This is a genomic window from Cellulomonas sp. P2_B4, from assembly GCF_056404795.1.
Window position 1 is genome coordinate 161,710 of sequence record NZ_JBFUDI010000006.1, and the last position, 25,763, is coordinate 187,472.

General features: G+C 71.8%; 21 protein-coding genes. 14 read left to right on the top strand and 7 right to left on the bottom strand.

The window, feature by feature from the left end:
* The first annotated feature begins 76 nt into the window (after positions 1–76).
* Both AC1DZC_RS12200 and AC1DZC_RS12205 read left to right on the top strand, forming a co-directional pair.
* Entirely contained in the window at positions 77–1,294 is a 1,218-nt protein-coding gene (locus AC1DZC_RS12200; protein WP_477043446.1) for an MFS transporter, read from the top strand.
* On the top strand, positions 1,291–1,989 hold the full coding sequence (locus tag AC1DZC_RS12205; protein WP_477043447.1) for an SDR family oxidoreductase: 699 nt from the start codon (positions 1,291–1,293) through the stop codon (positions 1,987–1,989). The genes AC1DZC_RS12200 and AC1DZC_RS12205 overlap by 4 nt, the downstream gene beginning before the upstream one ends.
* A gap of 108 nt (positions 1,990–2,097) precedes the next feature.
* On the opposite strand, the gene AC1DZC_RS12210 is transcribed toward AC1DZC_RS12205, so the two are convergent.
* Both AC1DZC_RS12210 and AC1DZC_RS12215 read right to left on the bottom strand, forming a co-directional pair.
* Complete coding sequence (locus AC1DZC_RS12210) at positions 2,098–4,758, bottom strand: galactose-binding domain-containing protein (protein ID WP_477043448.1); 2,661 nt, start codon at positions 4,756–4,758, stop codon at positions 2,098–2,100.
* Positions 4,759–5,040: 282 nt separating this feature from the next.
* Positions 5,041–5,511, bottom strand: coding sequence for a hypothetical protein (locus AC1DZC_RS12215; RefSeq protein ID WP_477043449.1), 471 nt, complete (start codon positions 5,509–5,511; stop codon positions 5,041–5,043).
* Positions 5,512–5,635: 124 nt separating this feature from the next.
* Here AC1DZC_RS12215 and AC1DZC_RS12220 point away from each other — a divergent pair, with 124 nt between their 5' ends.
* The 3 genes from AC1DZC_RS12220 to AC1DZC_RS12230 all read left to right on the top strand — a co-directional run bounded on the left by AC1DZC_RS12220 (position 5,636) and on the right by AC1DZC_RS12230 (position 9,986).
* A complete protein-coding gene (locus AC1DZC_RS12220; protein WP_477043450.1) occupies positions 5,636–7,021 on the top strand; it encodes a MoxR family ATPase in 1,386 nt (461 codons plus the stop codon).
* Positions 7,014–9,023 (top strand): vWA domain-containing protein, encoded by a 2,010-nt coding sequence (locus AC1DZC_RS12225; RefSeq protein ID WP_477043451.1) that lies wholly within the window; start codon positions 7,014–7,016, stop codon positions 9,021–9,023. The genes AC1DZC_RS12220 and AC1DZC_RS12225 overlap by 8 nt, the downstream gene beginning before the upstream one ends.
* 66 nt (positions 9,024–9,089) lie before the next feature.
* Positions 9,090–9,986: an SDR family oxidoreductase gene (locus AC1DZC_RS12230; protein WP_477043452.1), complete on the top strand. Its 897-nt coding sequence runs from the start codon at positions 9,090–9,092 to the stop codon at positions 9,984–9,986.
* A 15-nt stretch (positions 9,987–10,001) separates the two neighbouring features.
* Here AC1DZC_RS12230 and AC1DZC_RS12235 read toward each other — a convergent pair whose 3' ends face one another.
* From AC1DZC_RS12235 to AC1DZC_RS12255, 5 genes are read right to left on the bottom strand one after another with little or no spacing between them, the layout of a single operon-like run.
* Positions 10,002–10,793, bottom strand: a complete 792-nt coding sequence (locus AC1DZC_RS12235; protein ID WP_477043453.1) for an SCO1664 family protein — start codon at positions 10,791–10,793, stop codon at positions 10,002–10,004.
* On the bottom strand, positions 10,772–11,314 hold the full coding sequence (locus AC1DZC_RS12240; RefSeq protein WP_477043454.1) for a DUF3090 domain-containing protein: 543 nt from the start codon (positions 11,312–11,314) through the stop codon (positions 10,772–10,774). The genes AC1DZC_RS12235 and AC1DZC_RS12240 overlap by 22 nt, the downstream gene beginning before the upstream one ends.
* Positions 11,315–11,324: 10 nt before the next feature.
* Positions 11,325–12,014 (bottom strand): histidine phosphatase family protein, encoded by a 690-nt coding sequence (locus tag AC1DZC_RS12245; RefSeq protein ID WP_477043455.1) that lies wholly within the window; start codon positions 12,012–12,014, stop codon positions 11,325–11,327.
* A 50-nt stretch (positions 12,015–12,064) separates the two neighbouring features.
* A complete protein-coding gene (locus AC1DZC_RS12250) occupies positions 12,065–12,529 on the bottom strand; it encodes a phage tail protein (RefSeq protein WP_477043456.1) in 465 nt (154 codons plus the stop codon).
* Positions 12,530–12,570: 41 nt separating this feature from the next.
* The gene (locus AC1DZC_RS12255) at positions 12,571–13,305 is read right to left on the bottom strand and encodes an IclR family transcriptional regulator (protein WP_477043457.1); all 735 of its coding nucleotides are present in this window, start codon (positions 13,303–13,305) and stop codon (positions 12,571–12,573) included.
* An 84-nt stretch (positions 13,306–13,389) separates the two neighbouring features.
* Between AC1DZC_RS12255 and hutH the strand changes: the two genes are divergently transcribed.
* The 9 genes from hutH (at position 13,390) to AC1DZC_RS12300 (ending at position 25,702) form a co-directional block, all read left to right on the top strand.
* Positions 13,390–14,931, top strand: coding sequence for a histidine ammonia-lyase (gene hutH / locus AC1DZC_RS12260; RefSeq protein WP_477043458.1), 1,542 nt, complete (start codon positions 13,390–13,392; stop codon positions 14,929–14,931).
* On the top strand, positions 14,928–16,592 hold the full coding sequence (gene hutU, locus AC1DZC_RS12265) for a urocanate hydratase (RefSeq protein ID WP_477043459.1): 1,665 nt from the start codon (positions 14,928–14,930) through the stop codon (positions 16,590–16,592). Before hutH ends, hutU begins: the two co-directional genes overlap by 4 nt.
* 11 nt (positions 16,593–16,603) lie before the next feature.
* Complete coding sequence (locus AC1DZC_RS12270; protein WP_477043603.1) at positions 16,604–17,752, top strand: allantoate amidohydrolase; 1,149 nt, start codon at positions 16,604–16,606, stop codon at positions 17,750–17,752.
* Positions 17,749–19,065, top strand: coding sequence for a formimidoylglutamate deiminase (locus tag AC1DZC_RS12275; RefSeq protein ID WP_477043460.1), 1,317 nt, complete (start codon positions 17,749–17,751; stop codon positions 19,063–19,065). The genes AC1DZC_RS12270 and AC1DZC_RS12275 overlap by 4 nt, the downstream gene beginning before the upstream one ends.
* Positions 19,062–20,204, top strand: coding sequence for an imidazolonepropionase (hutI, locus tag AC1DZC_RS12280; RefSeq protein WP_477043461.1), 1,143 nt, complete (start codon positions 19,062–19,064; stop codon positions 20,202–20,204). The genes AC1DZC_RS12275 and hutI overlap by 4 nt, the downstream gene beginning before the upstream one ends.
* Positions 20,205–20,228: 24 nt before the next feature.
* Positions 20,229–20,981 carry a M15 family metallopeptidase gene (locus AC1DZC_RS12285; RefSeq protein ID WP_477043462.1) on the top strand — a complete coding sequence of 251 codons (753 nt, stop codon included), beginning with the start codon at positions 20,229–20,231 and terminating at the stop codon, positions 20,979–20,981.
* 112 nt (positions 20,982–21,093) lie between these two features.
* Entirely contained in the window at positions 21,094–22,518 is a 1,425-nt protein-coding gene (locus AC1DZC_RS12290; RefSeq protein WP_477043463.1) for a glycoside hydrolase family 18 protein, read from the top strand.
* A gap of 278 nt (positions 22,519–22,796) precedes the next feature.
* Complete coding sequence (locus AC1DZC_RS12295; protein ID WP_477038741.1) at positions 22,797–23,627, top strand: hypothetical protein; 831 nt, start codon at positions 22,797–22,799, stop codon at positions 23,625–23,627.
* A gap of 377 nt (positions 23,628–24,004) precedes the next feature.
* Entirely contained in the window at positions 24,005–25,702 is a 1,698-nt protein-coding gene (locus tag AC1DZC_RS12300) for a hypothetical protein (RefSeq protein ID WP_477043464.1), read from the top strand.
* Positions 25,703–25,763: the final 61 nt, after the last annotated feature.

Sequence of the window (25,763 nt, forward strand, 5' to 3'; positions counted from 1 at the left end):
CTACCGTCCTGAGTTGGAAAGTCCAAGTGAGCGTGCTAACTTGGCGTCTCCTACACAGCTTCGGGAGGTGGCCGCCGTGCCCCAGCTCGCCCGCCGCGGGTCGTTCGCCGCAGCGGCCACCGTCGCCGGCATCGCCCTGTGGGCCAGCGCCGCACCGACGATGGTCTACCCGCAGTACGCCGACGCGTGGGGACTGTCGACGGCGACGACCTCGGCCCTGTTCGCCGTCTATCCGTTGGCCCTCGTCCCGACGCTCGTGATCTTCGGGAACCTGTCCGACTCGATCGGGCGCCGCGCCACGATCCTGGTCGGCCTGGCGGCACTCGTGGCCGGTTCGGTCGCGTTCGGGCTCGCCCAGGACGTCAGCGGGGCATTCGTCGGGCGCGCCCTGATGGGCATCGGCGTCGGCTTCGCGTTCAGCCCGGCCACCGCCGCGATGGTCGAGAACGCCCGGCGCCCGGAGCGCGCAGGCTCCGCGACCACGGCGGCGACCGCCGGCGGGCTCGTCGTCGCCACCCTGGTCGGCGGCGCGCTCGTCCAGTACGCACCCGATGCCCTCCACCTCACCTTCTGGGTGCTTGCCGTGGCCACGGCGGCAGCGTTCGCGCTGTCCTGGTTCCTGCCACGCCACCAGCGCAACCTTGACCAGCCACCGTGGAGGCCCCGGCGGCCGATGATCCCCGCCGCTGCCCGCACGCGGTTCACGGCCGGCGCGCTCGGCATCGCGGCCGCCTACTCCATGGGCGCGATCTACCTGGCGCTCGGCGCCCAGATCGCCCGCGACCTGCTGCACTCGGGCAACACGCTCGTCGACGGCGCGCTGATCGCACTGTCAGCGATCGCCATCGGGGCCGTGGCCATCGCCGCGCGCCGCCTTCCGGCACGGACGGCGCTCCTCGCAGGACCGATCCTGGCGACCGTGGGCCTCGGTGCGTTGATCGCCGCCGGGTCGCAGCAGTCGATGGCGCTGTTCGTGCTGTCGTCCGTGGTCGGCGGCGCCGGCTACGCCCTGCTGTTCTCCGGCGGCCTCGGCGCGGTCAACCAGAGCGCGGCGCCCGACCACCGCGCCATGGTCCTGTCCGCGGCCTACGTCGTCGGCTACGTGCTGCAGGCCGGCACCGCTCTGGGCCTCGGCGAGCTGACCCGGCGTGCCGACCTGGAGTCCGCACTCGTGGTCGGCGTCCCCGTCGTCCTGGCGATCGGCTACGCCGCCGCCCTACTCGTCCGGCACCCGTCCGCGGTCGCCGGCGCTGTCACCACGCACCACCCGGTTCTCGAAGGGAACACCCCATGACCACCCTGCACAACGCCGTCGTCCTCGTCACCGGCGCGAACGGCGGCCTCGGCCGCGAGTTCGTCGACCAGGCGCTCGCCCGGGGGGCCGCGAAGGTCTACGCCAGTGCCCGCAGCCCGCAGACCTGGACCGATCCCCGAGTCGTCCCGCTGACCCTCGACATCACCGACGCGGACTCGATCGCGGCCGCCGCTGCCGCCGCCGGCGACACCACCGTGCTGATCAACAATGCGGGGATCACGGGTCCCGGCGCCGTCCTGACCTCGAGCCTGCAGGACCTGCGGGCGCTGTTCGAGACGAACGTCTTCGGGCAGGTCGCGCTCGTCCAGGCTCTCGCCCCGGCGCTCGCCGCGAACGGGGGCGGCGCCATCGTCGACGTGCACTCGGCGCTCAGCTGGCTGGCCGTCGGTGGGACCTACTCGGCGTCGAAGGCCGCCTTCTGGTCGCTCACCAACAGCCTGCGCCTCGAGCTGCAGGGACAAGGCACGCAGGTGGTCGGCGCCCACCTCGGGTACACGGACACGCCGATGACCGTGAACGTCACCGCGCCCAAGGGCGACCCTGCCGACGTCGTCGCGGCCATCTACGACGGCCTGGAGTCGGGAGCCCACGAGGTCCTGGCCGACGAGACGTCCCGGCAGGTCCGCGGGGCCCTGTCCGCGCCGCTGGAGGCGCTCTACCCCAGCCTCGCCTAGCGTCGCCTGACCACGCGTGGTGACGAGAAGACACGCCGGCCGGCCCGTCAGACGGGCCGGCCGGCGCTCTTCACCTGCTGTGTCTCGCGACGAGGGTGTTGCCCCTCGTCACGGGTAGCTGAGCATGTAGGCGTTGTTCGTGCCGCTGTTCACCCCCGGGCCGGTCCCGTTGATGACGTGGGACATGCTGCCGACGCCTCCGAGGGACACGATGGCCATGTTCTGGAAGCGCACGTTCGCGTTCACGGGCGCCTCGAAGGTGTTGAACAGGTTGACCGACGGGTCCGCCTGGAAGAACACGTAGCTGCCGAGGCCCTGGCCCAGGAACGAGGTCACGGTGTTCGCGACCTTGATCGAGGGGTAGCCCTGGGTCGAGCCGTTCATCCACGCGGCCTGGTTCGGCGGGTCGTACGGCTTCTCGTTCTGGAAGAAGATGATCCGCCCGCCCTGTCCGTTCCAGATGACCTCGTTCTTCTGGTAGTGCTCGACGAATAGGCCGGTCGCGAGCACGTTGTTGCCGTTCACGACGAGACCCGTGTCGGCCGTGTTGATCGTCCAGCCGACGGTGCCGCCGTTGCCATGGTCGGCACGCCACATCCACGTGTGGTCGACGATCGTGTTGCTGCTGTTGACGACCAGGGAGTTGGTCGCCTTGCCGGCCACGCGTCCGCCGATGCGGAAGAAGACGTCCTGCACGGTGACGGGGTTGGCGGCCCGGCTCGTGCCGATTCCCGCCGTGGTGCCGATCGTGAACAGCGAGGTGCTGTTGGTGGTGCCGGCGTCGATGAACAGGCCCTTGACGCGGACGCCGTCGACATCGCCGACCGAGATGGCCGTGACACCGCCCTGGGGGACCAGCGTGGCGTAGCCCATGCCCAGGAGGACCGTGTCGGGCCGGTTCACGACGATCGGAGCGTCGAGGTTGTAGATGCCCGGCGTGAACACGACGTGGCAGCCACCGGCGATGCGCTGGTTGATCGTTGCGGCGCTGTCCGACGGGCGTGCCACGAACACCTGGCTGAAGCTGACGGACGTGCCGGGGGTCGGCGCGCCGACGGCCCAGCTGGGACCGGTCGCGTTCGTGCGCAGGCTCGGCAGGAACAGGCGGTACTCGTTGTTGGCGAAGTAGATGTACGGGACGTCACGCGAGGCCGGCGTGGCGCCGACGTTCGTGTGGTGCACGCCGCTCGGCGCGGTGGAGAAGTTCGTCGCCGGTGCGCCGTTCACCCCGGAGAAGACCATGTTCCAGTTGGAACCGCTCCAGCTGCCGAACGTGCTGTCCTTGCTGTACCACTGCTGCTGCGACGCCGACTCGACGGAGCCTGTGACGCGGGTGTCGGAGATGTAGCCACCCGAGGACCAGCCGTACGACGCCGGGAACAGGTCGAGACCACCGTTGACGTTCATCCGGCGGAAGGGTGCGGCCTGGGACACGCCCCAGCGGTTGCGCCCACCGTTCGTGTTGATCGTCATGTTCTCGGCGCTGCGCCAGAAGTTCTGCGTCGCGTTGCCGGCGTCGCTCGCGTTGAACGCGTCGACCGTGACCGCACCGTTGATGGTCACGCCGTCGGGGTTCTGCGCGAGCCCCTGGATCGACGTGTTGAAGCCGATGTTCGCGTACACGTTGTAGGAGCCGGGCTTGAACAGGAGCGCGTCACGCCGGTCGTGGAACTGGTCGGTCTGCGTGTCCTTCTGGGCCTCGAACACCTCGTTCAGCGACGTCTGGATCGTGGCGTCCGGAGTGCTGTCCTCGAAGATGCGGACGTTCGGGCCGAAGTCGGGGACCGTCGGCTGGGCGGCGCAGGTGGTGGGAGGCTGGGTGCCGCCGATGTTGACCGTGAAGTCCCACAGCGAGTAGCCGTAGCCCGTGGCGCGGACGGTGCCGGTCATGCGGACGTAGCGCCCGCTGCCGTTGACGGTCAGGGTGTCGATGCCGCCGTCACCGGTCGTCGTCGTGAAGAGGTTCGTCCACGGTCCCGTGGGCGAGTCGCTCGACTGGACCTGGTAGGAGCGGCCGTACGCCGCCTCCCAGCTGAGCACCACGCGGCAGATGCTCTGCGTGCTGCCGAGGTCGACCTGGACCCACTGCGGGTCGGAGGCGGCACTGGACCAGCGGGTGGTGGTGCTGGCGTCGAAGGCGCTGGCGGCGGGGGTGCCGCCGTTCTCCGTCGACGACGCGGACGAGGGCTTGTTCAGCGCCGCGTTCACGGAGGTGTTGCAGGTGGTGGGCGGCGGGTCGCCGGCGCCGAAGACCTGGAACTCCCACAGCGAGTAGCCGTATCCCGTCGCGCGCTGCGTGCCGTTCATGCGGACGTAGCGGCCCGAGCCGGCCACGGTGAGCGTGTCGACGCCGCCGTCACCCGTCGTCGTCGAGTAGACGTTGGTCCACGGTCCGGTCGCCGAGGTGGAGACCTGGATCTGGTAGGCGCGTGCGTACGCGGCCTCCCAGTTGAGGACCACCTGGTCGATGGCGACCGTCGCGCCCAGGTCGATCTGGATCCACTGCGGATCGGAGGCGGCGCTCGACCAGCGGGTGCCGGTGTTGCCGTCGACCGCGTTCGCCGCGGCGGTTCCTCCGTTCTCGACCGAGGACGCCGTCACGGGCTTCCCCTGCGAGATCAGTGGGCCCGCGGCGTGCGCGGTCGAGACGAGCGGCGAGACGGTCGCGTACGACAGGAGCATCGCCACCGCGGTCAAGAAGACGATGAGGAGACGTCGTGTCAGCGGCTTGGCCGCTATGAGAGTGGCGGGTCCAGCAGATCGGGTCATGGTGATGCTCCTTGGGAGCTCGCAGAAGGCAGGCGGATGCAGCGTCGCGCCAGCGACGGGGAGGGGAACGCGGGCAGGGGTCAACCTGCGCGCGAGGGACGATCACGACCTTGTGAGTCCGGTTCCATGCATCAGGCGAGAGGCTCCGCTGCCTCGTCCTGGTTGACTTACTAACAGGACAGTAAGTGTTTTCACCCGCCCGCGCCAGAGGCGAGACGGTCCTTCCCTGTCCACGAGGAGCCAGTCGTCGCCGACAGCGCACGTCTGGCGAGAGACGACCAGCTACAGCTGCGCGCCTTCGACCTGGCCCGCCGGCTCCTCGGCCGCGCCATCGTCGACGAGCGACGTCAGCACCTCGGCTACGAGCGCGTCCGCCCTCGCCGCGATGCGGGGGAGCTGCGACTTCCGCACCGCACGAGGCTGGTGCTGCAGGATCTGGAGCGCCTGGTCGACCTGGTCGGCGCGCTGCTTCCAGCCCACGGCCTGGGCGGACTCGGCGGACTCGGCGGACTCGGCGGTGCTCGTCCCCGCAGCCAGGACGACGTCGGCCTGCTCGCGGACCGCGGTCATGGCCCGCGTGATCTTGGCCTCCGGCGTGCGCGCGCGTCGGACGTCGGCGATCTTCGCACCCCAGCCCTCGAGACGCTTCTGGATGTCGGGGTTGTTCGCGACGAACACGCTGAGCTGGGTTGCCGCCTTCTTGGCCAGGGGCCACGCGACCGCCAGGGCGACGGCCTGCTTCTTCTTCGCCATCTCGCTCCCGCCATGGTCCGGACCTGCTCTGACCCGACCATGCCCCGGCGACCGAGGGTCGGCAACTGTTCGCCGCCGGAGAACGCCGGGTGCGTCCGGCGAACCCGGACGTACGCTCGACTCGATGACACGCCCAGCTGCAGCAACGGTCGGCGAGCTCCGCGCCTCCGGCCACGTCCACACGTCGGTGCGGGTCGAGATCCGCACCAACCTCCTCGCGGCCCTGAAAGACGGGCGAGACCCCTGGCCCGGCATCCACGGGTTCGACGAGACGGTCGTCCCGCAGCTCGAGCGGGCGCTGATCGCCGGGCACGACATCGTGCTGCTGGGCGAGCGCGGGCAGGGCAAGACGCGGATCCTGCGCACCCTGGTCGGGCTGCTCGACGAGTGGTCGCCGGTGATCGAGGGTTCGGAGCTCGGGGAGCACCCGTACGAGCCGATCACGGCCGCCAGCCAGAGGCGAGCGGCCCAAGAAGGCGACGACCTTCCGATCGTGTGGCGGCACCGGGACGAGCGGTACGTCGAGAAGCTCGCGACGCCGGACACGAGCGTCGCGGACCTCATCGGCGACGTGGACCCGATGAAGGTCGCCGAGGGGCGGGCTCTCGGGGACCCGGAGACGATCCACTTCGGGCTCGTGCCGCGGGGGCATCGGGGGATCGTCGCCATCAACGAGCTGCCCGACCTCGCCGAGCGCATCCAGGTCGCGATGCTCAACGTGATGGAGGAGCGGGACATCCAGATCCGCGGCTACGTGCTGCGGCTGCCGCTCGACGTGCTCGTCGTGGCCACCGCGAACCCCGAGGACTACACGAACCGTGGGCGGATCATCACGCCGCTCAAGGACCGGTTCGGGGCGGAGATCCGGACGCACTACCCGGCCGAGCTGGACGACGAGATCGCGGTCATCCGGCAGGAGTCGACCCTCCAGGCCGAGGTGCCCGACCACATCATCGAGATCCTGGCCCGGTTCACGCGGGCACTGCGGGAGTCGAGCGCGGTCGACCAGCGCAGCGGCGTGAGCGCGCGGTTCGCGATCGCGGGCGCGGAGACCGTTGCTGCCTCGGCGTTGCACCGGGCGGCGCGGCAGGGCGAGGAGCAGGCGGTCGCGCGGCCGGTCGACCTCGAGACCGCGGTCGACGTGCTCGCGGGCAAGATCGAGTTCGAGTCCGGCGAGGAGGGGCGCGAGGACGAGATCCTCGACCACCTGCTGCGGACGGCGACGGCGGAGACCGTTCGCGCGCACCTGCGAGGCATCGACTTCGGCGTCCTTGTGGAGGCCATCGCGGGCGGCGCGATCATCACGACGGGGGAGCAGGTCACCGCGCGCGACGTGCTGACGGGTCTGCCCGCGATCGGGGAGTCGGAGCTCTACGACGAGATCTGCGCGCGGCTCGGAGCGACGAACGACGGCGAGCGGGCCGCCGCTATCGAGCTCGCGCTCGAGGGGCTGTATCTGTCTCGTCGGATCAGCAAGGAGTCTGGGGGCGGCGAGACGATCTATGGCTAGGGCCAACCGCCGCCTCTCGAGGCGATCCCGGTACACCCCGTACGTCGACGGACCCGACCCGCTCGCGCCGCCGGTCGACCTCACCGAGGCGCTGGACGCGATCGGCGAGGACGTGATGGCCGGCTACTCGCCCGAGCGGGCGATGCGCGAGTTCCTGCGGCGCGGGGGGCGGGACCAGGCAGGGCTGGACGAGCTGGCGCGGCGCGTCGCCGAGAGGCGCAGGGAGCTGACCCAGAAGAACAACCTCGACGGCACCCTGCAGGAGGTCAAGGAGCTCCTCGACAGGGCGGTCCTGGCCGAGCGCAAGCAGCTGGCGCGCGACGTCGACATGGACGAGGGCGACCGTGCCCTGGCGCAGATGCAGCTCGACAACCTCCCGTCCTCTCCGGCGGCCGCGGTCGACGAGCTCAACGGGTACGACTGGCGCAGTGCCGAGGCGCGGCAGGAGTTCGAGAAGATCAAGGACCTGCTGGGCCGGGAGATCCTCGACCAGCGGTTCGCCGGCATGAAGCAGGCGCTGGAGAACGCGAGCGACGAGGACCGGGCCGCGCTGAACGAGATGCTGGCCGACCTCAACGGGCTGCTCAATGCGCGCAAGCAGGGCGCCGATACCCAGGAGCAGTTCGACGATTTCATGGCCAAGCACGGCGAGTACTTCCCCGAGCAGCCGCAGAACCTCGACGAGCTCCTCGACGCCCTGGCCCAGCGGGCGGCCGCCGCGCAGCGCATGCGCAACTCCATGACGCAGGAGCAGCGCGACGAGCTGGACGCGCTCGCCCAGCAGGCGTTCGGCTCGTCGGAGCTCCTGGACGCCCTGAGCGAGATGGACCAGTCGCTGCGAGCCCTGCGGCCCGGCGAGGACTGGGGGAGCTCGGAGCGGATGGACGGGGAGAACGGGCTCGGGCTCGGCGACGGGACCGGCGTCTTCCAGGACCTCGCCGACCTCGACGCGCTGGCCGACCAGCTCGCGCAGTCCTACCAGGGCTCCCAGCTGGACGACATCGACCTCGACAAGCTGGCCCGCCAGCTCGGGTCCGACGCGGCGGTGGACGCCCGCACCCTGCAGCGGCTGGAGCAGGCGCTGCGGGACAACGGCACGATCCGACGAGGCTCCGACGGGCAGCTCGCGCTGACGCCGAAGGCGATGCGGCAGCTCGGCAAGTCCGTGCTGCGCGCCGTCGCGGACACGATGTCCGGCCGCACCGGCGGGCACGAGGTTCGTCGCTCCGGTGCCGCGGGCGAGCCGTCCGGGTCGACCCGCGCGTGGGCGTTCGGCGACACCGAGCCGTGGGACGTGACGCGGACGATCACCAACGCGCTCACCCGTCGACCGGCCGACGACGGCCGCGTCACCCTCCAGATCGACGACGTCGAGATCCAGGAGACCGAGGCGCGGACGCAGGCGTGCGTCGCGTTGCTCGTCGACACCTCGTTCTCGATGGCGATGGACGGCCGCTGGGTGCCGATGAAGCGCACCGCGCTGGCGCTCCACACCCTGGTCACCAGCCGGTTCCGCGGCGATGACCTGCAGCTGATCGGCTTCGGGCGTGCGGCCAAGGTCCTGCAGGTCGAGGAGCTCGTCGGGCTCGAGGAGAAGTGGGAGAAGGGCACGAACCTGCACCACGCGCTCCTGCTCGCCAACCGGCACTTCCGCAAGCACCCCAACGCCCAGCCCGTGCTCCTCATCGTCACCGACGGTGAGCCGACCTCCCACCTGGAGTCCAGCGGTGAGGTCTTCTTCGACTACCCGCCGAACCCGCTGACGATCGCGCTCGCGGTGCGCGAGCTCGACACCTCGACGCGGCTCGGCGCGCGCACCACGATCTTCCGGCTCGGCGACGACCCGGGCCTCGCACGTTTCGTCGACGCCATCGCGAAGCGAGCCGGCGGCACCGTCGTCACGCCCGAGTCCGACGACCTGGGCGCCGCGGTCATCGGCTCCTACCTCAGCTCACGCCGCAACGGCGCCTTCGGCGGCTGGGGTCGCGACGAGGAGTGGTGACCGGCTCGCGCCGATATCGTTATCGAAGCACTCGGCGCCGTGCCGGCTGCGGCGAAGGAGATGACGATGTCCCCTGACCAGCTCACGTTCGACAACCCCGTCGAGCGCCACTCGCACATCCGGCCGCACGCCTCGTGGCAGCCGGTTCCCGGCCTCGACGCCGAGCTGGACCCGAAGGCCGACCATGGCGAGACCAGCTACCGCGGCACGGGCCGCCTTCCCGGCCGCAAGGCACTCATCACCGGCGGTGACTCGGGCATCGGCGCAGCCGTGGCCATCGCGTTCGCACGCGAGGGGGCCGACGTGGCCCTCAGTTACCTCCCAGAGGAGCAGGTCGACGCCGAGGCCATCGCCGGTCACGTGCGCGCGGCTGGCCGCCAGGCGATCCTGCTTCCCGGCGACATCCGGGACCGCGAGTTCTGCCGCACGCTGGTGGCCGACGCGGTCGCGGGCCTGGGCGGGCTGGACATCCTGGTCAACAACGCGGCTCACCAGGTGTACCACCAGTCGTTCGACGAGCTGGACGAGGCGGACCTGGACCGCACGATCCAGACGAACCTGTACGCGATGTTCTGGATCACCCGGGACGCTCTGCCGCACCTCGGGCCCGGCTCGACCATCATCAACAGCACGTCGATCCAGGGGTACAACCCCTCGCCGATGATCATCAACTACGCGTCGACGAAGTTCGGGATCATCGGGTTCACCAAGGCGCTCGCCGCCGACCTCGCGCCGCGGGGCGTCCGCGTGAACGCCGTCGCACCCGGGCCGGTGTGGACGCCGCTGCAGGTGTCTGACGGGCAACCGCCGGAGAAGCTCGAGGGCTTCGGGGACTCGTGCTGGCTGGGCCGGACCAGCCAGCCGGTCGAGCAGGCTCCGGCCTACGTGTTCCTCGCCTCGCCGGAGTCCAGCTTCGTGGTGGGGGAGGTCATCAACGTCAACGGCGGGGCGAACGTGCCCTGACCTGCGACGGGACGCTCAGAAGAACGGCCACGGGAACGCGGGCATGTCGCCCTCGGGGCCGGGGAACCTGTTCTCCAGGAGCAGCCGGTCGCAGCGGGCGCCCAGGGCCCACAGCTCTTCGTCGGTGAGGAGCTCGGACAGGCGTTGACCGAGATCGCCGTCCAGGGCCGCGCGCACGCGTTCGACACCGGCCGCTTCGTCGGGCTGCAGCGACTCGCCCCGCCAGCCCCACAGGACCGTCCGCAGCTTCGGCTCGACATGGAAGCTGACGCCGTGGTCGACGCCGAACCGATGACCCTCGAGCGTCGGCAGGATGTGGCCGCCCTTGCGGTCGGCGTTGTTGACGACCACGTCGAACACGGCCATGCGACGCAGCGCGGGGGAGTCCTCGTGGATGAGGATCAGCGGCCGGTCCTCGTCGTCGATGCCCTGGAAGACCGCGCGCCACCCCTGTGCCGGAACCGCTCTCTTCGCGACGACGTCGACGGGGTCCTGCGCGGGGTCGGGCTCCTGCCAGCGCTGGACCATGCCCGGCCCGAGCGGACCGTCGCGCAGGAAGGTGAGGGGCACGATCTGCCACCCGAACGCCTCCGAGACCAGGTGGGCGGCCACCTCGCGATTCGCCAGCGTCCCGTCCGGGAAGTCCCACAGCGGCTTCTCGCCGGCGACGGGCTTGTAGACGACCTGGATGCCGCCGATCGTCGCGAGGAACGTGGCGTTCGAGGCGACCGTGATGCGCCCGACGAGCTCGAGCTCACCGGCGGCGAGGTCGACCTCGTCGCCGATCACAGCTGCGTCGCGCCGCACACGTGGCTGTCGTCGTCCATCGGCTGGCCGCAGAGCGGGCACAGCGGCCGGCCCGACCGGACGACCTGCCGGGTGCGCTGGACGAACGCCCGCGCGGTCCCCACCGGCATGCGGACCAGGAGCATCTCGCTGGGTTCCGGCTCGGCCTCGTCGTCGTCGGACTCGCCGGTCTCGTCGAGCGGGAACGCCTCGACGACCACCTGCGCAGTGGAGGGATCCCAGCCCAGGCGCATGAGCCCCGCACGGAACTGCTCCTCGACGGGCTGGTCGAGCGGATCGTTGTCGACGAGCTCGGCGGGCGTGTCAGCGGGGACGCTGAACCGATTCCCCTCGTCGGTCATGAGCGCGTCCAGGATCTCGTCGATCTTCTCGGCGAGCACGGCCGACTGCTCCTTCTCCAGCCCGACGCTCGTGCTGCGGGCGCCGTCGCGCACCTGGAGGTAGAAGGATCGAGAACCCGGGCTTCCGACGGTGCCGACGACGACTCGGTCGGGCCAGTCGAACTGGTGGACAAGGGGCACGTCGTCCATTTTACGAGGTGGTCTGCGGGCCCGCTCCGCCACCGACCTGCGCGTCGCCGACCGGGGCCGCGGCGCGCAACCAGGAGAGGTCGCCCGAGTCGGTGTTCGTCGCCACGACCTCCGTGCGCGTGGTCCCGTACCGGATGATCGAGACCGATCCCGGGTTGACGGTGATGCGCTGGAAGAGGTCGAGGTGCATGCCCAGCGCGTCCGCGAGGACGGACTTGATGACGTCGCCGTGGCTCACGGCCACCCACACCGCGCCGGCGCCGTGCTCCTGTTCGAGTGCCGCATCGTGCCGCCGGATCGCCGCCACCGACCGTTCCTGCATCCCCGCCATCGACTCACCGCCGGGGAACACCGCCTCCGACGGCTTCGTCTGCACGACGGACCACAACGGCTCCTTCGCGAGCTCCTGGAGCGGTCGCCCCTGCCACCCGCCGTAGTCGCACTCGACGATGCCGTGCTCGAGCTCGGTCGGCAGGTCGTGAGGCTTCGCGATGATCCGCGCGGTCTGCCGGCATCGCGCCAGCGGGCTCGAGACCACGGCGACCAGCGGCACCGCGGCGAGTCGTTCGGCCGTGCGCGCAGCCTGGTTGCGGCCGACCGCATCGAGATCGACGCCCGACGCCCGCCCGGTCAAGATCCCCGCGACGTTCGCCGTGCTCCGGCCGTGCCGGACGAGGATGACGGTGGCCATGCGAGGAGCCTAAGTGGCCGAGTCGCTATCGACCTGCTGCCTCTGACCGCCTAGTGCTCGTGCTTGATCACGAAGTACGAGCCGCGGATCGTGCCGGCGAGCTTGGACTTCTGACGGGCGAACTTGAAGGTCGCCGCGAGCTCCTCCGGGACGTCCATGCCGTCGGACAGCTTGAAGCCGACCGCGCGCTTCCCGTCGTCGGCGAGCGTGTACATGACGTTGATCGACAGGCCCGACTCGTAGAACACGTAGGCGATCTTGATGCCCTCGACCTCGAACGACGTCGCCTCGAGCGGGCGGGACGCGATCACGAGGTCGCGCTCGTCCTTGAGGATCCCGTGCACCCAGTCGACCACCTCGGAGGCGTCGCTGGCAGGAGAGACCGTGAACACGTGGTCGTACTTGTTCTTGAAGTAGCGCGCCTCGTTGGCGCGCAGGCCGGCGAGCGCGGGAGCGACCGGGGAGGACTCCAGCCCGACGGTGGACACATCGGTGAAGTCGACGACGTACGACACGAGAACCCTCCAAGGTGCGGACCGGACACTGCGGAGACTATCTAGACGCGTCGCGCCAGCTCCACAGCGGCGCCGCGGATCGCGCGGACGAAGGCGGCGGGGTCCTGGCCCTGGGCGGACGTCACGGCGAGGCCGGCGAGCGGGTGGCCGGTGTGGTCGCGAACGGCGACGGCGACCGACGCGAAGCCGGGGGTCACGTCGCCGTCCTCGGAGGCCCAGCCGATTCGCCGGACCTCGGTGAGAACCGTCCGAAGCTCGGAGAGCCGGCGCGGGCCGACGCCGGTGCGGTCGACGAACGCGTCGCGGCTCGGGAAGAGTGCGCGGACCTGCGCGGGCGGGAGATCGGCCAGGATCGCGCGACCGCTCGCGGTGAGGTGGGCGGGCAGGCGCACGCCGACGTCGGTGACCAGGATCGGGCGGCCGGCGGCGCGCTCCTCGACCACGTAGAGGACGTCCCGGCCGTGCAGCACGGCGAGGTGGGCGCTCTCGCCGACCTGGTCGACGAGCCGCGCGAGGACGGGTCGGGCTGCGCGGGCCAACGGCGCCTGGCGCGAGTAGGCGGAGCCGAGCTCGAAAGCGGCGAGACCGAGCCCGTAGCGGCGCTCCTCGGGCAGGTGGACGACGAACCCGTGATCGGTGAGGACCGTGAGCAGGTGATAGGTCGTCGAACGGGGGAGCTCGAGCGCCGCGGCGAGCGAGGCTGCGGGCAGCGGGCCGGTGCGCGACAGGTGCTGCAGCAGCCGGAGGGTGGCATCGGCTGCGGGGACGCTGCTCATGATCGCCTCGAAGTGTCTGGGGTACCAGACACTATCCGCTCGCCGGATCTGTGGCAGGGCACCGGCGCGCGGTGTCATGAACCCATGAGCACTGACACTGCCCTCGACATCGTCGTCGTCGGCACCGGGCCGGTCACCATCGACCAGGTGGTCGCGGTCGCGCGGCACGGCGCGGGGGTACGGCTTTCCGACGAGGCGCTCGACGCGATCGCGCGCGGCCGCGCGGTGGTCGACCGGCTGGCCGCCGACACGCACCCGCACTACGGCATCTCGACGGGCTTCGGCGCGCTGGCCACCATGTCCATCCCGCAGGAGCGGCGACGCGACCTCCAGCGCAGCCTGGTCCGCTCGCACGCCGCGAGCACCGGACCGGAGGTCGAGCGCGAGGTGGTCCGCGCACTCATGCTGCTGCGGCTCTCGACGCTCGCGACGGGGAGGACGGGCGTGCGGCCCGAGGTCGCGACGGCGTACGCCGCGATGATCGACGCTTGCGTCACGCCGGTGGTCCGCGAGTACGGCTCGCTCGGGTGCTCGGGCGACCTGGCCCCGCTCGCGCACTGCGCGCTCGCACTCATGGGCGAGGGGGAGGTGCGCGACGCCGCGGGGACGCCGATGCCGGCCGCGCAGGCCGGGCTGACGCCGGTGACCCTCACCGAGAAGGAGGGGCTCGCGCTCATCAACGGGACCGACGGCATGCTCGGCATGCTGGTGCTCGCGCTGCACGACCTCGACATGCTCCTGACCAGCGCCGACGTCGCTGCCGCGATGTCCGTCGAGTCGCTGCTGGGCACGGACGCGGTCTTCGCGGACGACCTCCAGGGGCTGCGGCCGCACCCCGGCCAGGCGGTCTCGGCCGCGAACATCCGGGCCGTGCTGCACGGCTCCGGGATCATGGCGAGCCACAAGACGCCGGACTGCACGCGCGTGCAGGACGCCTACTCGCTGCGCTGCGCTCCGCAGGTCCACGGCGCCGCCCGCGACACCCTCGCGCATGCGCGGGCCGTCGCCGAGCGCGAGCTCGACGCCGCCGTCGACAACCCCGTCATCACGCCCGACGGCCGCGTCGAGTCCAACGGGAACTTCCACGGCGCACCCGTCGCGTACGTGCTCGACTTCCTCGCGATCGCCGTCGCCGACGTCGCCAGCATGTCCGAGCGCCGCACCGACCGGTTCCTCGACGTCAGCCGCAACCACGGCCTGCCGCCGTTCCTCGCGCACGACCCGGGCGTCGACTCCGGTCTGATGATCGCGCAGTACACCGCGGCCGGCCTCGTCTCCGAGCTGAAGCGGCTCGCCGTTCCCGCGAGCGTCGACTCGATCCCGTCGTCGGCCATGCAGGAGGACCACGTGTCGATGGGCTGGCACGCGGCCCGCAAGCTGCGCCGGTCGATCGACGCCCTGACCCGCGTGATCGGCATCGAGGTCCTCACGGCCGCCCGCGCGATCGACCTGCGGGCTCCGCTGACGCCGTCACCGGCCACCGGCGCGGTCAGGGACCTGCTCCGAGGGCTCGGCATCCCCGGACCCGGACCCGACACCCACCTCTCCCCAGACCTCGAGACGGCGGCCGCCGCGGTCCGTGACGGAGCCGTCGAGAAGGCCGCCATGGAAGGAGCTCGCGCATGACCGCCGGCGCCCGACCCGTCCGCGCACCTCGCGGCACCACGCTCACCGCCCGCAGCTGGCAGACCGAGGCCCCGCTGCGCATGCTCATGAACAACCTCGACGCCGAGGTGGCCGAGCGCCCCGACGACCTCGTCGTCTACGGCGGGACGGGCAAGGCGGCGCGGTCCTGGGAGGCGTACGACGCGATCGTCCGCACGCTCACCACGCTCGGCGACGACGAGACGCTGCTGGTCCAGTCCGGCAAGCCGGTCGGCGTCCTCACCACGCACGAGTGGGCGCCGCGAGTGCTCATCGCGAACTCGAACCTCGTCGGCGACTGGGCGAACTGGCCCGAGTTCCGCCGGCTCGAACAGCTCGGGCTGACGATGTACGGGCAGATGACGGCCGGCTCGTGGATCTACATCGGCACGCAGGGCATCCTCCAGGGCACGTACGAGACCCTGGCGGCGGTCGCGGCGAGCAAGTTCGGCGGGACGCTCGCCGGCACGCTGACCGTGACCGGCGGCTGCGGCGGGATGGGCGGCGCGCAGCCGCTCGCGGTGACGCTGAACGGCGGCGTCTGTCTCATCGTCGACGTCGACGGCGAGCGCCTGCACCGGCGGGTCCGCGAGCGCTACCTCGATGTCGTCGCGACGAGCCTGGACGAGGCGATCGCGCAGGTCACGGCCGCCAAGAAGGCGAAGCGGGCGCTCTCCGTGGGTGTCGTCGGGAACTCCGCCGAGGTGCTGCCCGAGCTGCTGCGCCGCGGCGTCGACGTCGACGTCGTGACCGACCAGACGTCCGCCCACGACCCGCTGTCCTACCTGCCGGTCGGGATCGAGGTGGCCGACTGGGCCGACTACGCCGCGGCCAAGCCCGAGGAGTTCACCGACCGCGCGCGCGAGTCGATGGCCCGGCACGTCGAGGCGATGGTCGGCTTCCAGGACGCCGGAGCCGAGGTCTTCGACTACGGCAACTCGATCCGCGACGAGGCCCGCCAGGGCGGCTACGACCGCGCCTTCGACTTCCCCGGCTTCGTGCCGGCCTACATCCGGCCGCTGTTCGCCGAGGGCAAGGGCCCGTTCCGGTGGGCGGCGCTCTCGGGCGACCCGCGGGACATCGCCACCACCGACCAGGCCGTGCTCGACCTCTTTCCCGACGACGACCACCTGCACCGCTGGATCCGCGCGGCCCAGGAGCGCGTCGCGTTCCAGGGGCTGCCGGCACGCATCTGCTGGCTGGGGCACGGCGAGCGCGACAGGGCGGGGCTGCGGTTCAACGAGCTCGTCGCGGACGGTTCGGTGACCGCCCCGCTCGTCATCGGCCGCGACCACCTCGACGCCGGCTCCGTGGCGTCGCCGTACCGCGAGACCGAGGGCATGGCCGACGGGTCCGACGCGATCGCCGACTGGCCGCTGCTCAACGCCCTCGTCGCCGCCTCGTCGGGCGCCACCTGGGTGTCCATCCACCACGGCGGCGGTGTCGGCATGGGCCGCTCGATCCACGCCGGGCAGGTCTCGGTGGCCGACGGCACCGAGCTCGCCGCCCGCAAGCTCGCGCGGGTGCTGTCCAACGACCCCGGCATGGGCGTCCTGCGGCACGTCGACGCCGGGTACCCGCGGGCCGACGAGGTCGCGACGGCCCACGGCCTGCGCGTGCCGATGCGGGAGCGTGACGCGTGACTTTCGCCCGGATGTGGTCGGACCTGTCGCCCGTCGGCCGGGCCGACGACGGTGGCTACCGCCGGTTCGCGTGGACGGCGCAGGACCATGTGCTGCGCGAGTGGTTCGCGGGGGAGGCGGCGATTCGCGGCCTGGACCTGGTGACCGACCGCGCCGGCAACCAGTGGGCGTGGTGGGGCGACCCGGACGCGACGCCCGGCGTCGTCACCGGCAGCCATCTCGACTCGGTGCCCGGCGGTGGCGCGTTCGACGGGCCGCTCGGCGTGGTCAGCGCGTTCGCAGCGCTCGACATCCTCCGGGACCAGGGCTTCTCGCCTTCACGGCCCCTGGGCATCGCGAACTTCGTCGACGAGGAGGGCGCCAGGTTCGGCGTCGCCTGCGCCGGGTCCCGCCTGATCACCGGGGTGCTCGACGCCGACAAGGCCCGCAGCCTGCGCGACGCCGACGGGGTCACGATGGCCGACGCCCTGACCAAGGCCGGCCGCGACCCCGGCACGCTCGGTCGCGACGACGAGGCCCTCGGGCGGATCGCGTCGTTCGTCGAGCTGCACGTCGAGCAGGGCCGTGGGCTCGTGCACAGCGGCGACGCCGTCGGTGTCGGCCGGATGATCTGGCCGCACGGCCGCTGGCGGGTCGAGGTGCGCGGCGAGGCCAACCACGCGGGCACCACGCCGCTGGCCGACCGGCGCGACCCGATGCTCGACCTCGCGGCGCTCATCGCGCACGTCCGGTCGGCCGCGCTCGACAACGGCGCGCTCGCGACCGTCGGCAAGCTGCGCGTCGACCCGAACGGCGTCAACGCGATCCCGTCGCAGGTCACGGCCTGGCTCGACGTCCGGGCGGAGTCCGAGGACGCCGTCACCGCGGTCCTCGCCGACCTGTCCCGGTACGCCCCGGCGCAGGAGTCCTGGACCCCGGTCACCGTGCTCGACGCCGATCTCGCGGACACCGTCGTCGACGCGCTCGGCGGCTCCCCGCGGCTGAGCACGGGCGCGGGCCACGACGCCGGCATCCTCGCCGCGGCCGGGATCCCGACGGCGATGCTCTTCGTGCGCAACCCGTCGGGGATCTCGCACGCACCCGCGGAGGACGCCGACGAGGCCGACTGCCTCGCGGGCATCGACGCGCTGACGACGACGCTGGAACGGTTGCTCGCGTGACGAGCTACTGGGCTGCGCAGGCCTGGCTCCCGGGCGGCCTGGCCGCCGACGTCCGCCTCACGGAGGCGGACGGACGATTCACGACGGTCACCGCCGGCACCCCCCCGGACCCGACCGACCATCGCCTGCCCGGAGTCGTCCTGCCCGGGTTCGCCAACACCCACTCGCACGCGTTCCACCGGGCGCTGCGCGGCCGGACACATGACCGCGGTGGCACGTTCTGGACCTGGCGCGAGCAGATGTACGCGCTCGCGGCGAACCTCACACCGGACGCCTACCTCGACCTCGCGCGCGCGACGTACGCCGAGATGGTGCTCGCCGGGGTCACGGCGGTGGGGGAGTTCCACTACCTGCACCACGGCCCCGGTGGCGTGCCCTACGACGACCCGAACGTCATGGCCGAGGCGCTGCGCACGGCCGCGCGCGAGGCGGGACTGCGGATCACCCTGCTCGACACCGCCTACCTGACCGGCGGGATCGACGCACCGCTCGAGGGCGCCCAGCTGCGGTACGGGGACCACGACGCCGACGCGTGGGCCGCCCGCGTGGCGGCGATCCGGCCCGACGACACCCTCACGGTCGGCGCCGCGATCCACTCCGTCCGCGCCGTCCCGCTCGACGATCTCCCGACGATCGCCGCGCACGCGACGGGCCGCCCGCTGCACGTCCACCTCTCCGAGCAGCGCCTGGAGAACGAGCAGGCCCTGGGCACGTTCGGCGCGACCCCGACCCGCGTCCTGGCCGACGCCGGCGCCCTCGGTCCGGCCACGACCGCGGTCCACGCAGTCCACCTGACCGCGCAGGACGTCGCCACGCTCGGCTCGACGCGCACCGGGGTGTGCCTGTGCCCGTCGACCGAGCAGGACCTCGGCGACGGGATCGCCCCGGGGGCCGCGCTGCACGCCGCCGGCGCACGGCTCTCGGTCGGGAGCGACCAGCACGTCCGCACGGACCTGCTCGCCGAGGCCCGGTCGGTCGAGCTCCACGAGCGCCTCGCCGCCGAGACGCGGGGCGTGCTCACCCCGGCCGACCTCATGAGGGTCCTGACGACCGGTGGCCACACGAGCCTGGGCGACCCGACGGGCGGGCGGCTCGCAGCGGGTTCTGTCGCCGACCTCGTCGCCGTCCGCACCGATACCCCGCGGACCGCCGGCGCCGACCCGGCACAGCTCGTCCTCGTCGCCGGCAGCGCCGACGTCGACACGGTCGTGGTGGGCGGCGTCGTGCGTGTCGAGGCAGGGCGGCACGTACTGGGCGACGTCGGCGCGATGCTGGGCACGGCGATCCGTGCCGCGTGGGAGGAGACCCGATGACGTCGCACCTGGTCACGGGCATCGGCGAGCTGGTCACCCACGACCCGCGGTTCGACGGTCCGCTGCTGGAGGCCGCGCTCGTCGCGCACGACGGTCGCGTCGCCTGGGTGGGACGGGCCGCCGACGCCCCAGCCGCCGACCGTCGCACCGATGTGCAGGGCGCGGCCGTGGTCCCCGGTTTCGTCGACTCCCACACGCACCTCGTCTTCGCGGGCGACCGGGCCGCGGAGTTCGAGGCCCGCATGGCGGGGATCCCGTACACCGGCGGCGGGATCGCGACGACGGTCGCGGCGACCCGGGCGGCGTCCGACGACGAGCTGCGCGGGCGCCTCCGAAGGCTCGTCGACGAGGCCGGCGCCCAGGGCACGACGACGATCGAGATCAAGAGCGGCTACGGCCTCGACGTCGCGACCGAGGAGCGCCTGCTCCGGCTGGCCCGCGAGGTCACCGACGAGACCACGTACCTCGGCGCGCACATCGTCCCGCCCGGGATCGACCGGGCCGACTACGTCGCGCTGGTCACGGGACCGATGCTCGCCGCTTGCGCGCCGCACGCCCGGTGGGCCGACGTCTTCTGCGAGCCCGCGAGCCCCGTCGCCTTCGACGGCCACGAGGCCCGCGCGGTGCTGCTCGCCGCGGCGGCGGCCGGCCTCGGGCTGCGCGTGCACGGCAACCAGCTGGGTCACGGCCCGGGCGTCAGGCTCGCCGTGGAGCTCAAGGCGGCGAGCGTCGACCACTGCACGTTCCTGTCGGCAGCCGACGTCGCGGACCTGGCCGACGGCGACACGGTCGCGACCCTGCTGCCGGGCGTCGAGTTCTCGACCCGGTCCCCGTACCCCGACGCGCGTCGGCTGCTCGACGCGGGCGTCGAGGTCGCGCTGGCCAGCGACTGCAACCCCGGGACGTGCTTCTCGACGTCGATGCCGCTGATGATCGCGCTCGCCGTCCGCGAGATGCGGATGACGATCGAGGAGGCCCTGCGAGCGGCGACCCTCGGGGGCGCGCACGCCCTGCGCCGGGACGACGTCGGGCACCTCGCCATGGGTGCCCGCGCCGACCTGGCCGTGCTCGACGCCCCGAGCTACCGGCACCTCGCCTACCGGCCGGGCGTCCCCATCGCGCGAGGTCTGACGCTGTAGGTCCGGTCGCGAGAAAGTGTCCCGGTGAGCGGGCTCGGGCGCGGTGCAGCGACGGTGGTACTGGCCGCCGGGCTGCTGGTCGGGTGCGGTCCGGGGGACGGTGGGCAGCGGCCGAGCGCACCCGCGGTCATGAGCGTGCCGCCGGACATCAAGCCCTCCAAGGCCACTGCGCCCAGCCCGGCCCCGCCGACGCCGGAGGCCCCGGCGTTCGCGTCCTCCATCAGCCCGATCACGCCCGAGCTCGCCGCCCGGATGTCGTCGTCGTGGCGCCCGGGGTGTCCCGTCGACCTGGCCGACCTGCGGTACGTGACGGTCACCCACCACGGCTTCGCGACGGACGAGATCGCCCAGGGTGAGCTCGTCGTGCACGCCGACGTGGCGGACGGCGTGGTGGCCGTGTTCCGCACCCTGTTCGAGGAGGGGTACCCGATCCGGTCCATGAGGCTGGTCGACGACTTCGGCGCCGACGACGACGCGTCGATGGCAGCGGACAACACCTCCGCGTTCAACTGCCGCGCGATCACGGGCGGCACCGAGTGGTCGCAGCACGCGTACGGCCGGGCGATCGACCTGAACCCGATCGAGAACCCCTACGTGCTGGGCGGGTCGGTGTATCCCCGCGACGGTCGCGCGTACGCGGACCGGTCGGTCGGCGGTCCCGGGGTGGTCCAGCCAGGGGACGCCGTGGTGCAGGCGTTCGAGGCGATCGGCTGGTCCTGGGGCGGCGCGTGGTCGGGCCCCATCGACTACCAGCACTTCTCGTTGACAGGGGGCTGAGGACGAAACGGACTCTTGACGCGGATCGGACGTCGGGTCATAGGGTGGGGGTACTGCCATTAGGTAGGAGTGCTTACAAACTCTGACTTCCCCCAGTGTCGAGGAGAGCCTCATGCGCCGGTCCCGTCGGTTGTCCGTCTCCATTGCCGTGGCCGTCGGCGTGAGCGCCGCACTCGTCGCGACCCCCGCCGCCGCGAAGGCCCCCTCGCCCGACGCGCCGAGCAAGGTCGTCACGGCCTACTTCGCCGACTGGGACGTCTACGGCCGCGGGTACTTCGTCAAGGACATCCCGGCCACCCAGCTCAACGTCATCCAGTACGCGTTCGGCGTGCCGGGGTACGACCCCGCGACGGGCGCGGCAAGCTGCAACGTCCTCGACCCGTGGGCCGACTACCAGCAGGTCTACTGGACGGGCGACAACACGGTCGACGGTTCCGCGGACGACCCGAGCAACCCGGACCAGCACCTGTTCGGCAACTTCAACCAGCTGCAGAAGCTCAAGGCCGCCAACCCGAACCTCAAGGTCGAGATCTCGCTCGGCGGCTGGACGAAGTCGACGTGGTTCTCCACGCTCGCCTCCACCCCTGAGCTGCGGCAGACGTTCGTGGCGTCCTGCATCGACACCTTCATCAAGGGCAACCTCCCCGGCGGCGGCTGGCCCGAGGGCGCCGGTGGCGCCGGCGCGGCGGCCGGCCTGTTCGACGGCATCGACATCGACTGGGAGTACCCGACGCAGGTGGCCGGCGGGAATGTGAACGTCGGCCCGGCCGACCGCCACAACGCCACGCTGCTGGCGGCCGAGTTCCGCAAGCAGCTCGACGCGTACGGCGCCACGACCGGCAAGCACTACCTGCTCACGGCGGCGCTGCCGGCGGCGAAGAGCTCGACGAAGTACTACGAGCTGAGGGAGATCACGAAGTACCTCGACTGGGACAACGTGATGACGTACGACTTCAACGTGCCGAGCGGGCCGAAGGCGTCGCCGAACACCTTGTTCACCCCGGACCCGCGCGACCCCAACGCCAAGGACCTCACCTGGAACACGAGCGGCACCGTCGCCTGGTACCTGCTCAACGGGGTGCCGGCCAGCAAGATCGTCGTCGGGGTGCCGTTCTACGCCCAGCAGTACCTGCGCACCGGGACCGCGAACCATGGCCTCTACACGGCGTTCGACAACACCGGCACGGACTCGAACTCGCTGACGGTCGACGTCACGCCGCAGCCGAGCTACCACGCGCTCGTCGACGAGGGCGGCTATGTGGATGCCGCCGGAGTCACGGGCGGCGCCGGCTACACCGCGTACTGGAACCCGCTGGCAGGGGAGCCGTACCTCGTCAACCCCGCAGCGGCCCACCCGAACCTCACCACCGGCCCGGCGACGGTCCCGACGGTGATCGTCTACTCCAGCCCCAGGTCCGTCGGTGAGCGGACGAAGCTCATCAAGGCGCTGCACCTGCGTGGCGCGATGGCGTGGGAGCTCAGCCAGGACTCGGACAGCCACGCCCTGATCGCCGCGCTCGGGCCCGTGCTGCAGTAGCCGGGACGCTGTCGCCCGTTCGGCGCAGTCGAGTCACCCGAACGCCGCGACCGGCCGGGCGGGCGCGAGCATGGTCGCGAGCCGAGCGGAACGCCCTTTTGTGCCTTTCGCGCAGCGGCCCGTTGCTGTGACCTGCGTCATGTGATGCGCGATTTGTCCTTGCATTTCCTGCCGCGTTGTCCGGTTCTTCCGACGACGCATTACCTAAGTCCTGCATGGGCTCACGGAGGTGGCCGCACACTGAGCCGAAATCAAAAGATCACTCATTTGGAGTCAATGTGAGAAAGACCATCGTCGGCGGCATCGCCGCCATCGCCCTCGCGGGCGCGGCGCTCGTCGGCCTGTCCTCTGCGGCCGGCGCCGCGGACATCGTCACCGTCCCGGTCCCGGCCAACCCGCTCGTCGGTAGCTGCATCGACCCGGCCACCCTGGCCCTGCCTTCGGTGACCGGTGTCACGTGGGGTGCCTTCGTGGACCACAAGGACCTCAACGGCAAGGTCGGCATCTCGGCGACGGCCGCTGACGGGTACCAGTTCGCGAACGGTGCGACCAGCAAGGCGTACGCCGCCGTGCAGTCGTGCCCGGTCACCCTGCCGCAGTTCGACACCACCAACGTGTGCCAGGTCCCGCTGGCCAACGTCACCGTCCCGTACACGCCGCACGTCAAGACCTACCTGTACGGCGTGACCGGGTACGACCAGAACGTCGCGATCACCGGCCCGGTCAACGTGACCCGAGCCATGGCGGGCCAGTTCTGGGTCTCGTACACGACCAACCCGGGCTTCGTCGCGGCGAACGCCGGGCAGTGGCACATCGACTTCGGCTTCGCGTGCGACTTCGCCGCTCCCGACGTGCTCGGTGTGGGCGCCAAGGCCACGCCGCAGTACGGAGACTTCCACAACGGCACGTGGAAGGTCTCCTCGGTCACCACGCTCGCCGACGGCACCGGCTTCACCACCCACGGCGGCACGCCGCTGACCGGCCCGGTCGTGCGCTACCGCCTGGTGTTCACCCCGAACACCGGCTACGTGCTCCCGGCCACGCTGCCTGGCGACGGTTTCAAGGTCGGCACCGCGGCCGTGTTCCTGGTCTACGTCCCGGCCGTCTGACAGACGTTTCGCCCAGGGGGCGAGCCGCAACCGCGGCTCACCCCCTGGGCAGCGCCGGACGCCACCGAGAAATCTCCGCAGAATGCCCCCGGTCGTGTCCGATTTCCCTCGGTGGAATTGTCCGCCGAATTGTCCGCTCTGCGCGCGGCAGCCCGGTCCCGAGTCGGTTCGTCCCGACGATCGGGCAGGCCGCGAAGCGTGATTCCCCACGCGTACCCGACCTTCACGGTCGGCGCGAGCGCGTCATGCCGCGCGACGCGTCGTCGCTGCCCACCCCGGGCGCTGTCTCTCGATCATTTCTCTCGCCCGACCACGGCCCGACCTGGTCCGGGCGGGTGACCACCGTGCGCCAACGCACCCCTGATGAAGGAAACTCCGTGAACTCGATACAACGACGCCTGGCGTCGTTCGCGGCCATCGCCGCCCTCGGCACCGCCATGCTGGCGATCGCCGGCCCCGCCAGCGCCAGCACCGCCGACGCCACCGCCGCGGTCACCACGACGGCACCGACGTGCTCCACGGGAGCCCACGTCTCGCTCGGCGACATCGCCAACGCGACCTGGGGCACCCCGGTCGAGACCAAGACCACCTACTCGGTCGTCGCGACCGCCGCCGCCGGGTTCACCTTCGCCGGCGGGAAGGCCACGCAGACGTTCACCGGCGCACTGGGCCCCAAGCTCTCCGCGGACTCCTGCCGGACCGTCGTCACGATCGCCTGGCCGCAGGCCACGGCCGCGACGTGCACCAGCCCGGGAGGGATCTCGCCGGACTTCACCACGTGGTCGCCGGCGGAGAACCCGAACGGGTACGAGGGCCCCGGATACCACCTGTACGTCTCGCCCGCCTACGCCGGGCCGGGCACCTACACGCTGACGGCGTTGCGCATCGGTGACGCGGGTACGGGCGACTACCCGTTCGGCACCTGGTTCGACGGCTCCGGCTCCCCGACGAAGACCGCCCAGACGCGCACGGTGACCGTGGCTCCGCAGATGTCGGGCTCGTCGTGCCTCACCACCGTCACCCCGCCCGCCCCGGTCTGGGTCGACGCGTGCGGGATCGACGGCAACGGCGCGTGGCAGTTCACGAGCACCGCCCGATACACGTACGCGGTGACGACGTCCGCGACGGGTGAGGCCACGGTCGTCGCGACCCCGGGGTCCGGCTACCAGTTCCCCGCCTCCGACCCGGCGCCGCAGTGGACGCACGTGCAGGACGACTCCCGCTGCCCCGTCGCGCCGCCGGTGCTGACGGTCACGAACCAGACCTGCACTCCGGCCGGTGACGGTGCGACCTTCACGCCCGGGGCGGTCGCCGTCGCCTCCGGCGCCGGCGTCTCGACCGTCTACGTCTACCTGAACGGCACCAAGGTCGCGAACAAGGGCTCCCTGGCGCCCGGCACGTACTCGGTCATCGCCAACGCGACGGCGGGATACGAGTTCGCCCCGCCGCTCGCCGGCTGGGCCTGGTCCGTAGGCCCCGCCGGCAAGGCCAAGGTCAGCACGTCGTTCACGGTCACGTCCGCCGCCGACTGCACCGTCGCCCCGACGACCCCCGTCGCCCCGACGACCCCGGCAGCCCCGACCGCTCCGGTGACCCCGACGGTGCCCGCGGTTCCGGCCGAGGACGACCTGACGCCCGAGACCCAGGGCAACATCACCGTGACCGACGGTGCGACGCCCGGCGGCCAGATCGGCGTGACGGTCGACGGGTTCGCCGGTCAGCAGGTCGACCTGGTGCTGTTCTCCGCCCCGACGTCGCTGGGTCGGGTCACCCTCTCGTCGGCAGGTTTCGCCATCGTGACGATCCCGGCCGACGCGACGCCCGGTGCGCACCGGATGGCCGCCTACGACACGTCCGGCACCCTCATCGGCTGGGTCCCGTTCACCCTGACCCAGCCGTTCACGGCCGCGTTGAGCTCGAAGGGTGCCGCGCCGTCGACGGCGAGCACCGTCACGGCGGACGAGCCCGTGCTGGCGGCGACGGGCTCGTCGTCCGCGCTGGTGGCCGGCCTCGCCACGCTGATCCTGGCGGGCGGGCTCGTGCTGGTCTGGCTGCGCAGGCGCGCTCGCGCCTGACCGGAGCACCATCGGCGGGACGCGGGGCCGACAGCCGGCACCGCGTCCCGTCGGTCGTTGC

Bases quoted from the DNA above. Each gene is read 5' to 3' on its own strand.
- AC1DZC_RS12205 (WP_477043447.1), top strand. From the start codon at position 1,291: ATGACCACCCTGCACAACGCCGTCGTCCTCGTCACCGGCGCGAACGGC.
- AC1DZC_RS12210 (WP_477043448.1), bottom strand. From the start codon at position 4,758: ATGACCCGATCTGCTGGACCCGCCACTCTCATAGCGGCCAAGCCGCTG.
- AC1DZC_RS12215 (WP_477043449.1), bottom strand. From the start codon at position 5,511: ATGGCGAAGAAGAAGCAGGCCGTCGCCCTGGCGGTCGCGTGGCCCCTG.
- AC1DZC_RS12220 (WP_477043450.1), top strand. From the start codon at position 5,636: ATGACACGCCCAGCTGCAGCAACGGTCGGCGAGCTCCGCGCCTCCGGC.
- AC1DZC_RS12225 (WP_477043451.1), top strand. From the start codon at position 7,014: ATGGCTAGGGCCAACCGCCGCCTCTCGAGGCGATCCCGGTACACCCCG.
- AC1DZC_RS12230 (WP_477043452.1), top strand. From the start codon at position 9,090: ATGTCCCCTGACCAGCTCACGTTCGACAACCCCGTCGAGCGCCACTCG.
- AC1DZC_RS12245 (WP_477043455.1), bottom strand. From the start codon at position 12,014: ATGGCCACCGTCATCCTCGTCCGGCACGGCCGGAGCACGGCGAACGTC.
- AC1DZC_RS12255 (WP_477043457.1), bottom strand. From the start codon at position 13,305: ATGAGCAGCGTCCCCGCAGCCGATGCCACCCTCCGGCTGCTGCAGCAC.
- hutH (WP_477043458.1), top strand. From the start codon at position 13,390: ATGAGCACTGACACTGCCCTCGACATCGTCGTCGTCGGCACCGGGCCG.
- hutU (WP_477043459.1), top strand. From the start codon at position 14,928: ATGACCGCCGGCGCCCGACCCGTCCGCGCACCTCGCGGCACCACGCTC.
- AC1DZC_RS12270 (WP_477043603.1), top strand. From the start codon at position 16,604: ATGTGGTCGGACCTGTCGCCCGTCGGCCGGGCCGACGACGGTGGCTAC.
- hutI (WP_477043461.1), top strand. From the start codon at position 19,062: ATGACGTCGCACCTGGTCACGGGCATCGGCGAGCTGGTCACCCACGAC.
- AC1DZC_RS12290 (WP_477043463.1), top strand. From the start codon at position 21,094: ATGCGCCGGTCCCGTCGGTTGTCCGTCTCCATTGCCGTGGCCGTCGGC.